This is a genomic window from Mesorhizobium sp. BR115XR7A (assembly GCF_020165315.1).
Classification (GTDB): Bacteria; Pseudomonadota; Alphaproteobacteria; order Rhizobiales; family Rhizobiaceae; genus Mesorhizobium; species Mesorhizobium australicum.
This window is the reverse complement of sequence record NZ_JAIUHW010000003.1, coordinates 211,876-224,846: the sequence shown is the minus strand read 5'-3', so window position 1 is coordinate 224,846 and position 12,971 is coordinate 211,876. Positions and strand designations below refer to the sequence as shown.

Annotated in this window: 8 protein-coding genes; 2 read left to right on the top strand and 6 right to left on the bottom strand. The window is 65.6% G+C overall.

Features of this window, described 5'->3' with window-relative positions; translation table 11 throughout:
- Positions 1 to 28: 28 nt before the first annotated feature.
- Together LB557_RS08000 and LB557_RS07995 are read right to left on the bottom strand one after the other, a co-directional pair.
- Positions 29 to 4,441, bottom strand: coding sequence for an autotransporter outer membrane beta-barrel domain-containing protein (locus LB557_RS08000; RefSeq protein WP_224713044.1), 4,413 nt, complete (start codon positions 4,439 to 4,441; stop codon positions 29 to 31).
- 211 nt (positions 4,442 to 4,652) lie between these two features.
- Positions 4,653 to 5,351, bottom strand: coding sequence for an AraC family transcriptional regulator (locus LB557_RS07995; RefSeq protein ID WP_224713043.1), 699 nt, complete (start codon positions 5,349 to 5,351; stop codon positions 4,653 to 4,655).
- A gap of 233 nt (positions 5,352 to 5,584) precedes the next feature.
- Here LB557_RS07995 and LB557_RS07990 point away from each other — a divergent pair, with 233 nt between their 5' ends.
- Positions 5,585 to 6,958, top strand: coding sequence for a helix-turn-helix transcriptional regulator (locus tag LB557_RS07990; RefSeq protein ID WP_224642898.1), 1,374 nt, complete (start codon positions 5,585 to 5,587; stop codon positions 6,956 to 6,958).
- A gap of 35 nt (positions 6,959 to 6,993) precedes the next feature.
- Here LB557_RS07990 and LB557_RS07985 read toward each other — a convergent pair whose 3' ends face one another.
- Positions 6,994 to 7,920: a LysR family transcriptional regulator gene (locus tag LB557_RS07985; RefSeq protein WP_041163790.1), complete on the bottom strand. Its 927-nt coding sequence runs from the start codon at positions 7,918 to 7,920 to the stop codon at positions 6,994 to 6,996.
- A 95-nt stretch (positions 7,921 to 8,015) separates the two neighbouring features.
- On the opposite strand from LB557_RS07985, the gene LB557_RS07980 reads away from it, so the two are divergent.
- Positions 8,016 to 9,026, top strand: a complete 1,011-nt coding sequence (locus tag LB557_RS07980; RefSeq protein ID WP_140663371.1) for a zinc-dependent alcohol dehydrogenase family protein — start codon at positions 8,016 to 8,018, stop codon at positions 9,024 to 9,026.
- Positions 9,027 to 9,120: 94 nt separating this feature from the next.
- On the opposite strand, the gene LB557_RS07975 is transcribed toward LB557_RS07980, so the two are convergent.
- The 3 genes from LB557_RS07975 to LB557_RS07965 are packed head-to-tail and all read right to left on the bottom strand — an operon-like array spanning position 9,121 to position 12,895.
- Positions 9,121 to 11,436: a xanthine dehydrogenase family protein molybdopterin-binding subunit gene (locus LB557_RS07975; RefSeq protein WP_224642897.1), complete on the bottom strand. Its 2,316-nt coding sequence runs from the start codon at positions 11,434 to 11,436 to the stop codon at positions 9,121 to 9,123.
- Entirely contained in the window at positions 11,433 to 12,416 is a 984-nt protein-coding gene (locus LB557_RS07970) for an FAD binding domain-containing protein (RefSeq protein WP_224642896.1), read from the bottom strand. The genes LB557_RS07975 and LB557_RS07970 overlap by 4 nt, the downstream gene beginning before the upstream one ends.
- Entirely contained in the window at positions 12,413 to 12,895 is a 483-nt protein-coding gene (locus LB557_RS07965) for a (2Fe-2S)-binding protein (protein ID WP_224642895.1), read from the bottom strand. Before LB557_RS07965 ends, LB557_RS07970 begins: the two co-directional genes overlap by 4 nt.
- Between the last annotated feature and the right edge of the window lie 76 nt (positions 12,896 to 12,971).

Sequence of the window (12,971 nt, the reverse complement as noted above, 5' to 3'; positions counted from 1 at the left end):
TTTGGCGCGAGCCGGCGGCCTGTTGTCGTCAGAACTTGACGCTGAGGTTTGCCTTGGCGCCGTTGTCGAAGGCGCCACCACCGAACTGCCCGGAATAGGACAGGCCGAGCGTGGCATTGGGCGACACTTTCATGTCGATGCCAGCTTCGATAACCGCCGCGTCCCTGGCGATCGGCACGCCGGCGATGGTGAAGGCGTCGCCGCCGGTGAAGGCGAAACTTGAAGTCGGCGTGACGTCGCCGAAAGCGTGGCGCCAGCCGAGCATGCCGCGCGCGGTGGCATTGACGCCGCCAAGCCCAAAATCGGTCGAGCCGCGCAAGCCGAGCGTGGCGAAGGTGACGTTGCTGCTCGCGCCGGCGCTGGTCAAGGCCGCCGCACCGCCGGTTTCGCTGAAGCCGTCAGTGTGCAGGCTGACATAAGCGAGGTTAGCGAAGGGTTCGAACTTGAAGCTCCCGCCGGTCTCGGCCTTGTAGGCGAGTTCGCCGAACATCTGCGCGGTGCCCGCATCGTAGTCGGCCGAGAGCTGATCGGCAAAACCGGTGAAGGCGACGGAGCGCTTGGTCGAGAGGCTGCTCCAGCTGTAGGCCGCACCGGTGCGGAAGGCGATGGCGCCCCAATTGGTGCCGCCATAGAGACCGAGATGGTAGCTGTCGCTCTTGCCCGAGGCGTTGCGGTCGTCGGCATCGAAGGAGGAATGGCTGTAGCCGCCGAGCAGGCCGAGACGCCAGCCGCCCACCAGCGTGTCGGCGCCGGCCAGCAGGCCGCCGGTGGAGCGGTCGAAGGCGGCGGCGTTGCCGTCGCTTTCGGTACTCCCCCAGGAACCGAACGCCTGGCCCCAGACGGCGAAGCGGTCGGTGTCGGCGGCGACCATTTCCGGGCCGCCCTCGCCATAGGCCATGACCGGAAGTGCGGCCGACGCGCCGGCATCGCCGAAGGCGGCAGCGATGCGGCTGTTGGCGGCGTCGCGAACGAAGCGGGAGTCCTCGATCAGCAGGCCCTTGGCCGAGGCATGGATTTCGCCGGAAAGCTGGTCGAAAGCGTCCTGGGCGGCTGCCTCGCTCGACAAGGCAAAGATGGCATCGAAGAGCGGATTGCCGGCGCCAAGGCTTTCGGCGCCGCCGCCGGTGGCGATCTGGTTCGGCGTCAGGCCTACACTGGCAAAGCTTGCCTTGGCCAGGTTGAGATAGACATTGTTCGCGTCATAGGTGAGCGTCGGCGCAATGAAGATCGAGCCGCCTTCGAGACTGGCCTTGTCGAAGGTGCCGGTGACACCGCCCGCCGCCGTGACGATCGTATAGGTCGTGCCGGTCGCATAATCCGGATAGGGTATGACGTCGACCGTGCCGCCGCCAATCGTCACCGTACCGGTGGCGTTGATCCGATCGGATGTGCCGCCGATTTCGACTTCAACTGCGTAAGTCGAACCGGCCGAGAAGGCTGTGTTGCTAACATTGATCGTGCCGATCGAATTGCCCGGTGCAAAGGTGCCGCCCGAAGCAATGGTCACAATGCCTACCGTGCCCGACCCGCCAAGCAGGCCGCCGGTGACATTTATCGCGCCGCCGAGCGAGCCGTTGACATAGAGGCCGCCGCCGAGAACGTTCGTCGTCCCGGTGAAGCCGGAGGAATTACTGGTCAACTTGGTGTTGCCGGCGATCTGGTTGATCGTCCCCAGTCCGCTGATCGCCGAAGCGAAGCCATTGTTCGCGCTGGTATGGTTGAAATTGAGCGTGCCGGTGCCGGAGCCGAACTGCAACGTTGCCGAATCGAGGACGCCGGCGCCCGCCGCCGCGGAGCCCGCCGCGCCGCCGATGTTAAGCGCGCCGACAGAGCCGGCCTGGCTGGCGATCACGGTAGAGCCGTCCACCAGAGCGGTGCCGCCGTTGGAGAGCGTCACCGAAGCAGTGCCGCTGAACCCGATATCCAGGTCGCCGTGCATCTCCCACAGTGAGGCCGGGCCATCAACGGTTGCCTGGCCGGTGGCACCGGCGGCGAACGCCATGTAGGTGCCGCCGCCGGATGCGACGCCGCCATTGGTGACGGCAAGCGTGCCGATTCCCAGACCGCCAAGGTACATGCCGTTCTTGTTGGTCCATTTCGAGCCCACGCCGTCGACGGTAACCGCACCGTTGGCTGTCGCCGCCTGGCCGACAAAGACGGAATCTGCATCCGCTGAACCGCCGCTGGAGATGGAAAGTGCCGCGTGACCGGCGCTTCCCAGGATAAGATTGTCATCGGTGCTCCAGGAGGATCCCGCCCCGTCCACCGTCACGGTGGCGGTTGCGGTTTCAAACACTGCGAGGAGCGCGGCCTGGTTGAGGACATGGCCGCCATCTGCCACCTGGAGCGTGCCGGCGCCCTTGAAACCGAGGAACAGGTCGCCGGAATTCGTCCAGCTCGAACCCGGTCCATCGACCGTGACGGTGCCCATGGACCCGACGTCGTAGCCCGCAGAGCCAGTCTGGTTGCTAACGGCGCCGCCATTGGTGATGTCGAGCGTGCCGGTTCCTGATTGGCCGACAATGAGTTCGCCCGTATTCGCCCAGGTTGAGCTGGTGCCGTCCACCGTCGCCGTCCCGGTCGAGCCCGCGGCATATCCGAGATAGCCAGCAAGGTTGCTCACGCCGCCACCGTTCGTGACAACTAGCGTGCCCGTGCCCGCAACCCCAACCTTGAGGTTTCCGCTGTTGGTCCAGGTCGAGCCTGCACCGTCGACCATTGCCGTGCCCGTCGAGGCCGCCTCGAAGCCAACGTAGCCCATGGCATTGCTGACTGCGCCACCGTTCAGGATTTTCAGCGTGCCAGTGCCTCCATCGCCGACATAGAAGTCGGAACTGCTTGTCCAGGTCGAGCCCGCACCGGTGATAGTGGCAAACCCCGTCGAGCCCGCCATGGTGCCCACAGCGCCTACAGTGTCGCTGACCGCGCCGCCGTTCGAGATCGTCAGCGTGCCCGTGCTGAGACCCCCGAGGTAGAGATTCCCGCTATTTGTCCACTTTGATCCCGCGCCGTCGACGAACACTTCGCCAGCCGAGCCCGCCGAGTTGCCGACAAAGCCCCAGGCGTTGGTGACGGCGCCGCCATTGCTTATCGCCAAAGTGCCGGCGCCGAAATCGCCAATACTCAGGTTTCCGCTGTTGGTCCAGGTCGAGCCGGCGCCGTCGACGAACGCCATGCCGATGGAGCCCGTCTTCGCGCCGACAGCGGCCCAGGTGTTGCTGACCACGCCGCCGTGAGTGATCCCCAGTGCGCCGTTACCCAAATTGCCCACAATCAGGTTGGAGCTGTTTGTCCAGATCGAGCCGGCGCCATCGACGAACGCGATGCCGGTCGAGCCCGTCTGCGCGCCGATCATACCGATGGTGTTGCTGACCGCGCCGCCATTCGAGACCGTCAGCGTACCCTGGCCCTGGAAGCCGATGAAGAGGTCCGAAGTGTTGGTCCAGGCCGAGCCGACGCCGTCGACCGCCACCAGGCCCTTGGAGCCTGCGGCATAGCCGGCATAGCCCACCGAACTGGTGACCGCGCCGCCATTCGTGACCGTCAGCGCGCCGAAGCCCGCGTTCCCAACCGCAAGGGCCGCGTTCGCCCAGGTCGAGCCAGCACCGTCGACAGTTGCCGTGCCACTGGAGCCCGCCAGGTTGCCCAGGATACCGCTCAGATTGCTGACCTTGCCGCCGTTCGAGATTTTCAGCGCACCGGTGCCCTGATCGCCGACGTATAGGTGGGAGGAGTTTGTCCAGGTCGAACCCGCTCCGTCGACCGTCACCGTGCCGGTGGAGCCTACATGCCAACCGATGGTGCCCATGGCATTGCTGACCACGCCGCCATTGGTGATGTCCAGCGTGCCTGTGCCAAATTCGGCGATATAAAGATCTCCGCTGTTGGTCCATGTCGAGCCCGGGCCGTCCACCGTTACGGTGCCGGTGCCCGGGCCGTAGCCGACATGACCCACTTTGTCGCTCACAGCGCCGCCGCTGGAGATCGTCAAGGTGCCGTTGCTGTTCGTACCCAAGGCAAGGAAAAGGTCCGAACTGTTGCTCCAGACGGAGCCCGCTCCAGTGACGCTCACGGTGCCGCTCGCGTCCGAAGCGTAGCCGAGATAGCCGGCAGTGTCGGAGAGGGTGCCGCCATTGGTGATCGTCAGCGAGCCCGAGTAACTCGAAATGGTGCCGACAAACAGATAATGAGCGGCCGCATTCGCCGCATTGACCACGGTCGGGTGCGGGAACACCGGATCGAGCATAACATCGTCGCTCGATGTCGGAACAGCGGCGGGGTTCCAGTTTCCGGCGGTAAACCAATCCGTGGAGGCGGCGCCGGTCCAGATCTCGGCTGCCGATGCGGGGATCGGCAGGCCAAGGCAGACCAGTGCCGTCGACGCCAGCGCCAGGTTTTTCAATGCGTTGGCCTTACGGCCTCCAAATGCATTCCGCGGCATTCGATCCCCTGACATGACAGTCGTTTCACCCTGAGGCTGACATGTCATTGGAGCCCGGCCTTGTCTTGGGCAGGGCCGCACCGGAATTGGACTGGAGTGAAAAGCAGCGTGTTTTGCGCGCATTGTGGCAGTTCGGCGTCATCGGTGGCGCAAGCCGCTGCGGAACGGCCTCGCACGGGCGGTACCGGACTGCTGGCGAAGGCTGCAAAACTTATCTGGCGCTTGTCGGCGTATAGCCGAAACGGCGACGAAAGCAGCGGTTGAAGTACGATACGTCGCTGAATCCGCTTGTCAGGGCGATGTCACTGACCCGCATGTCGCTGTGTTTGTGCGAGAGCATCCTGTGGGCGCTCTGCAGACGCAGTTCGAGAACGCGTTCGGAGAAGCTCATTCCCGTCTCCTGAAGGAGGTCGTGGACGTAGCGCACCGACAGGCCGAGTTGTAGAGCGACACTTTGGGCGGAGATGCCGGGGTCGATAAAATCCTCGGCGATCCTTGCGAGGACGGCCTCCAGCCTGGCAGCGCGCAGGCCCCGAAGCCCGGCCAGTTCGGCAGCCCGACCTTTTGCGCCGGTCGCCAGGCCGATCAGATCCACGATCGTGTCCGTCGCGTGCGTGATCAGATCCGCGGAGGCAAGCGGGCTGCCGCTTTCAAGAAGCAGGCAATAGCGTTTGAGAAGCTCGAGGGCTTCGCTGTCGGCGCCGATCTTCAGCCCCAGCCTGTCATCGATCTGCGGGAAGGCGCGCAGGAGGATCGCGCGTGGGACCACCACATTCGTCCAGACATTGCTGTCGGCACCGTTGATTTTCAGAGCTTCCGATGCGGTGACAAGCACGGCCTCTCCCCGGCCGACGGCATATTCGCGGCCGGCATGTACCCCTGACAGCATGGTGTCGGCCTTGTTGATCATCAGCAGATAGCCGTCCTTGTCGTCATTGGCGATGTTGCTCGCTTTGCGTGTGGCATGCTTGACGGGTCCGGACATCTGGCCGAGAACCGCTGAACCGACGGCCGTGGCTTCGATGGCTTCGAAGTGCAGGTTTTCCGGACTGTCGTATTCGGCCGACCGTATTTCCGCGACAGGGATGTCTTGCCACGGGGAAAATCGTTCTCGTTCATCAAGATGCGGTGGCAACCGAGCCGATGAAAGCACCGTCTTTCGCGACAATGGGGAACCTCGACAACTGTCCACGGCTTAAAAAAATATCGAACGCGATGCTTTCCATTGCGACAATAACCGGCAACAGTGGCGGCCCGGCGTTCAAGCGACCAAGTTCAACCCATAGTCGAGAGCGGCCGCGACTTGCGTCATCCAAAAGTATGATGTCACAAATTCCTCCGAGGCGAGATCGGGGCGTGCCTGGAGGTGTGATGGAAAGGCTGAGCAGCGAAGTCCTGAGTTCGATTATCGGCGATATCTACGATTGCGTTTTGAACCCGGAAGGCTGGGCCGGAGTCATGACCCGCGTCACGAAAGCTGTCGACGCGGCCTATACCACCATCGCGCTTGCCGGCACCGCCCATAATAGCGGCCGTTTCGCGGCTCAGTCGCCCTGGGATCCCGTGCAGATGCGGGCCCTCGAGGAAGACTATGACTTTGATGGAATTCCCGGGCTGAAGGCAGCGGTCGTCGGCGATGTCGACCGGCCCGTTGCGACGCTGTCGCTCATGAGCGAAAGCGAACTCCAACTGACGCCGTTTTTTCAGAACTGGGCCAAACCGCAGGGACTGCGCGAGGCTTGCATCACCAAATTCGTTCATACGCCGGACCGAATCGGGCTTCTGGGCTGCACCACGCGAGCCAGCAGGGGAGGCATCTCGATCGAAGAGCAGCATTTCCTGGCATTGCTCTCGCCGCATCTGCGCCGTGCTTCGCTGATCGGCGATCTGCTCGACCAGGGCCGCATCACCATCGATCTTTATCGTCAGGCGCTCGATCATTTGGCTGTGCCTGTCGTGCTTACCCACGCCAATGGAGCAATCCTCCATGCGAATGCGGCCGCCGAACAGATGTTTTCGGTGCAGGGGCCCATTCTCTCCAGGAACGGCCTGCTCCAGGCACAGAATCGGGTGGTGGCCCGCGCCCTGCTCGACGCGATCGCCAGCACGGCGAGCGCGGATGCCTCGCTTGGCGCGCGCGGCATAGGGCTGCCGGTTTCGGCCCAAGGCCAGCCGCCCGCCGTTGCCTATGTGTTGCCGTTGACTGAAGGAACGGCGCGCGCGGTTTTCCGGCCGGCATGCGCGGCTGTGTTCATATCGACGACGACATCGGCTTCTCCCCTCCCGGAGGCCGTTCTGACCACGCTGTTCGATCTTACGCCCTCGGAGGCGCGGGTGCTGCTGCGGATCGGCAGCGGATTGTCAGCGTCCAAGAGCGCGTTGGCGCTCGGCATTGGCGAAAACACCTTGAAGACCCACCTCAACCGAATCTTTGCCAAAACCGGCACGAGACGCCAAGCCGACCTCGTCAAACTCGTGTCGGACATCGGCATGCCGCTGGCGGCTCATGGGCCCTGAAGCGCGCAGTCTCTACCGCGAGCGGGTCAGCGGCTTTACCGCCAGGGCGGTTCCGGCGCGAAGCGCTTGCCGATCCAGTCGGTGAAGGCGCGGGTCTTGGCGGCTTTTCCCTTGGCCGAGGGCGTGACGACATAGACGGCGCCTTCATCCGCCAAGGTCCACTCCTCCAGCACAGGCACCAGCCGTCCATCGGCAAGCTCGCGCCCGACCAGCCAGTCGGTGCTCATCATCAGGCCGAGCCCCTGCACGGCGGCCTCGACCAGCACCTCGGCATCGTCGCTGACCAACGGCCCGGAAACCTCGACGCGCGCGCGCCGGCCCTCGCGGTCGGTCATCTCCCAGGCCGGAAAGGTCTGGAAGCCCGAGAAGCCCAGGCAGGAATGATCGAGCAGCGCCTGCGGCGTCTCCGGGGTGCCCCTGCGGGCGAGATAGGAGGGAGCCGCGCAGAGCAGCCTGCGTCGCGTCGCCACCTTGCGTGCCACCAGGCGCGAATCCTCCAGGCTGCCCAGCCGCACGGCGACGTCGAAATTCTCGGCGACCAGATCGGTGAAGCGGTTGGAGAATTCGGCCTCGATGCGGACATCGGGAAATTCGGCAAGGAATTGAGGCAGCAGCGGCCCGATCCACATGCGCCCGAACGTGCCGGGCAGCGCCAGCCTGAGCACGCCGCGCGGGCGGCCTCCGGCATGCGCGGACGCGACGGCCTCGGCCTCGTCGACGGATGCAAGGATGGCGCGCACGCGCATCAGGAATTCGGCGCCCGCTTCGGTCAGCGAGACGCTGCGCGTCGTGCGCGAGAGCAATCTCACCCCCAGCCGCGTTTCCAGCGATTGCAGGCGCCGCGACAGAATGGTCGCGTCGCGCCCGACCCGCGCCGCCGCTTTGGTGAAGGAGCGCGCCTCGGCGATGGCCGCGAACGCAGCCATCTCGGCAAGGGCAGCGGGTTCGTGAGATTGCTGCATCATTCACAGTTCTCAATTTCGCGAAACGAGGATTATCCAGAGATAACGCAGCAAATAGGTTCACTCAACCACCAATCGTCCACCGGAGTGAAACCATGAAAGCCATCGAACTCAGCCAGCCCAGGCTGGACGCCTTCCGCGCCGCCACCGTTGCAACCCCCGAACCGCAGCGCGGAGAGGTGCTGATCCGCCAGCGTGCGGCGAGCCTCAATTTCGTCGATGTGGCGGTGGCAAGCGGCAATTATCCCGGACCGAGCTTTCCGCTCATCCCCGTAGCCGACGGCGCCGGCGAGATCGTCGCGCTGGGCGAGGACGTTGCGAAATTCGCCATCGGCGATCGCGTCATCGCCCATGCCAAGCCGCGCTGGATCGGTGGGCCGCCGCGGCCTTACGAAATGACGCAGATGCGCGGCATTTCGCTGCCGGGGTCACTGGCCGAATATGTCGCGTTGCCGGCCAATTCGCTGGTGCCGGTGCCGGCTCATCTTTCCTTCGAGGCGGCGTCGACGCTGCCCATCGCCGGCACCACCGCCTGGAACGCCATCCGCGCCGCCGATGTCGGGCCGGGCTCGGTCGTCGTGCTGCTTGGCACTGGCGGCGTCTCCATCTTCACCCTGCAGCTCGCCAAAGCCGCCGGCGCGACCGTCATCATCACCTCGTCGTCGGACGAAAAGCTGGAGCGGGCGAAGGCGCTCGGCGCCGATCATCTCATCAACTACCGCGCGACGCCCGAGTGGGATGGCAAGGTGCTGGAGCTGACCGGCGGCCTCGGCGCCGACCTTGTCGTCGAGACCGGGGGCAGCGCCACCTTCGCCCGCGCCGTCAACGCCACCGCGCCCGGCGGTACGCTGTTCACCATCGGCTTCGTCACCGGTGCCGAAGCCACGATCAATCTGCTGCCGATCATCATCAAGGCGCTGAAAGTGGTCGGCAACAACACCGGATCGGTGTCCGATCTCAGCGACGCCGCCCGCGCCGTCGGCGCGGCCCGGATCGAGCCGGTGGTCGACAAGGTGTTTTCGCCCGACGAAGCGGCCGAAGCCTACGCCCACATGGCCGCCGGCGGCCTGCACTTCGGCAAGCTGGTGTTCGGGCTGGAGTGGTGATCGGCGCAGGCGCTTTTTTTTCAATGTTGAAAATTGGCGGAACCGCCGCGACATCCAATCTCCCCCACGAGGGGGAAGATTGGCAGCCTCTCCGTCAGATCAGCTTCTCCAGCGTGATCGGCAGATCCCGCACGCGCTTGCCTGTGGCATGGAACACCGCGTTGGCAATGGCCGGCGCCATGCCGACGATCGCCAGCTCGCCGACGCCCTTGCCGCCGAGCACCGAGGAGTGCGGGTCGGGAATCCCCACCGAGATCACCTCGATGTCGGGGATGTCGGCATTGGTCGGGATGAGATAGTCGGCGAGGTTGTTGTTGACGATGCGGCCGTGGCGGCGATCGACGATGCCTTCTTCGAGCAGCGCCTGGCCGATGCCCATGATGATGCCGCCCTTCCACTGGCTCTCGGCGAGTTTCGGATTGTAGAGGCGGCCCGAATCCAGCGCCGACACGACGCGCGACACACGCACCGTGCCGAAATCCTCGTCGACGCGCACCTCGACGAAATGCGCGCACCAGGAATGGCGCGAATAGTCACCCTCCGTGTGTGGCAGCGCCATGGCGATGGTGGTGTAGTTCTTGTAGCGATCCTCGACGCTCGAATTGGCCGGCATGGTGTCGCCCGTCGCCTCGATGCGGTCGCGGCCGACGCTTTTGAGCAGTTCGGCGATCGAGACGTCGGGGCCGTCGCCCCGCGGCGCGGTGATGCGGCCATTGACGACGACCAGCGTGTTGGCCTGCAGCGCATGGAAGGGCGAGCGCGGATCGCTGATCGCCAGGCCGACCAGTTGGTCGAGTGCCGAGGTCGCGGCCTTGTGGACGGCGCCCGTCATCACGCCGGCCAGCCGCGAGCCGCCGGCGACGCCGGCGCGGGGGAAGCGCGAATCGCCGAGCTTCACCACCACGTCGTCGGCCGCAACGCCGACCGTTTCGGCGGCCGTCTGCGCCAGGATGGTGTAGGTGCCCTGGCCCATGTCGATGGAGGAGCTTTCGACCTCGACCGAGCCGTCGGCCAGGATGCGCACGATCGCCTCGCCATAGGCGCGCCGCACCGGATAGGTGCCGGCGGCCACGCCCCAGCCGACCAGATGGTTGCCGTCGCGCATCGAGCGTGGCTCAGGCGTGCGCCTGGCCCAGCCGAAGCGTTCGGCACCCGCTGCGAAAGCCTCGCGCAGCTGCCTGGTCGACCAGGCTTTGTTCGCATGCGGATCCTGTTCGGCGTAGTTGCGCAGCCGGATTTCCAGCGGATCGATGCCGACCTCGTAGGCGAGCTCGTCGATGGCGCTTTCGATGCCGAAGGCCGACGGGTTTTCACCCGGTGCGCGCATGGCGCCCGGCACCACCGAATTCACCCGCACGACATTCTGTTTCGAGGAGAAGTTCGGCGTCGCGTACATGATCGAGGTGACCGAGCCCAGCGGCTCGACCCACATGCCGTCGATGGAGGTTTCGTTGACGCCGCGATGCACGATCGACTGGATTCTTCCGTCATGGTCGGCGCCGATCGTCACCGTCTGCCGCGTCGCGGCGCGGCCGCCATAGCCGGTGAAGGTCTGCGGCCGCGTCATGACCAGCCGCACCGGTCGGCCGAGCATTTTCGCGGCACTTGCGGCAATCGCGCCATGGCTGAGCGCCAGCGCCTTGGAGCCGAAGCCGCCGCCGACATAGGGCGACACCAGCCGCACATTCTCGAACGGCACGCCGAACCATTCGGCATAGGTGCGCGCCATGCCGTCCAGCCATTGGCTCGGCTCCCACACGGTGAGATGGTCACCCTCCCAGCGAGCGATCAGGCCATGCGGTTCCATCGGCGCCTGGTATTCGCGCGGTGTGTTGTAGGCGGCGCAGATGCGCACCGGGGCGGAGGCGAAGGCGGCGGCCGCGTCGCCCCATTCCTTGGTCATGGCGTCGACCGGGATGCCGTCGCCGGCCTTGCCGTCGCTGAGGTCGACGATGGCCGGCGTCTCATCATAGCTTACCTTGACCATCGCCGCGGCGGCCACGGCCTGCTCGAAGGTCTCGGCGACAACGGCGGCGACGTGCTGGCCCGAGAAGGTGACGTCGCGGGCCAGCGGACAATAGGGTTTGTCCGGCGGCGGCGTGCCGAACCAGTCCGAGGCGGTTTTCAGGCTGATGATCGTGTCTGGTGTCAACACCTTGAGGACGCCCGGCGCAGTCTCGGCCTCCGCCGTCTCGATGGCGCGCACCTTGCCGGATGCGATGGTGCTTTCGACCAGCACGGCATAGGCGAGCCCTTCGAGCTGCTGCTCGACGGCGTATTTCGCCGCACCCGTGATCTTGGCCGGGCCGTCGACGCGCGACAGCCGGCCGCCGACGGCCTCCACCTGCGCGCCGTCGGACGCGTCGCCATGTCTTCCGACGTAAACAGTGCTTGCGATGTGAACGGTCATGCCGCTTCTCCCAATTTGAGGATGGCGCGTGCGACGACGCGCGGCGCGAGTTCGATCTTGTAGCGGTTGGCGCCATGGTCGACGGCGCCTTCGACGGCGAGCAGGCTGGCGGCGCGCACGGCGTCCGGCTCCAGCACCTTGCCTTTCAGCGCCTCTTCCACGGCGCGCGCCCGCCACGGCTTGGTGGCGACGCCGCCGAGCGCGACGCGCAGGTCGCGGATGGTGCGCCCGTCGGCTTCGAGTTCGAGGCCGACGGCGGCGCTGGCGGCGGCGAACTCATAAGACTGCCGGTCGCGGACCTTCAGATAGGTCGAGCGGCGGGCGGCGGCGGAGACGGGGATTTCGATGGCGGTGATCATCTCGCCCGGTCCGATCGCGTGTTCCCTGTCGGGCGTCGTGCCTGGCAGCAGGAAAAAGTCCTCCACCGGCACGCGCCGTTCGCCGAGATGGACCGTTGCGTCGAAGGCGACGAGCGCGGTGGCGAGGTCTCCGGGATACATGGCGATGCAGGCCTCGCTGGTGCCGAGCACCGCATGGCCCCTGGTGACGCCGCCGATCGCCGAACAGCCGCTGCCTGATACACGCTTGTTGCAGGCGGGAAAATTCGAGGGATCGCGGAAATAGGGGCAGCGCGTGCGCTGCATCAGATTGCCGCCGACGGTCGCCATGTTGCGAAGCTGCGCCGAAGCCGCCTGCCACAGCGCCTCCGAGACGGCGGGAAAGCCGCTCTTGATGCCGGCATGGTCGGCGACATGGCTCATCCTGGCGAGCGCGCCGATGACGGCGCCGCGCTCGTCGATCTCGCTCTGGTCGAACCCCTTGAGATGAGTGATATCGACCAGCGTGTCGGGCTCGGCGACACCGCATTTGGCGAGGTCGATCAGCGTGGTGCCGCCGGCCAGAAGCATGGCGCCGGGGAGCGCGGCCGCCTGGCGGGCGGCATCAGCCGAGGTGGCGCGAAAATAGGAAAAATCCCTCATGACGCGGCCTCCAGCGCCGCCTGGCGCACGGCGGCGACAATGTGTGGATAGGCGCCGCAGCGGCAGAGATTGCCGGCCATGTATTCGCGGATTTCCTCGTCCGAGCCGGCATGGCCCTCGCGGATGCAGGCCACCGCCGACATGATCTGGCCTGGCGTGCAGTAGCCGCACTGGAAGGCGTCCTGCTCGAGGAAAGCAGCCTGCACGGGATGCAGTTCGCCCTCCCGTGCAAGCCCCTCTATGGTGGTGATGGCGCGGCCCTCGGCCTGTGCGGCCAGCGTCAGGCAGGCCAGCACGCGCTCGCCGTCGACATGGACTGTGCAGGCGCCGCACTGGCCGTGGTCGCAGCCCTTCTTGGTGCCGGTCAGGCCGAGCCTGTCACGCAAGGCGTCGAGCAGCGTGACACGCGGCTCGAGTTCCAGCGTGTGATGCTGGCCGTTGATATCGAGACGGACGGGAATCGTGGTCTTGCTCGTCATGGGCGTCTGGCTCCAGTTGCTTGACGCTGGGGGAATGAATTGGAATGGGGCAGGGCGGTCCAACCGACTGCTTGCC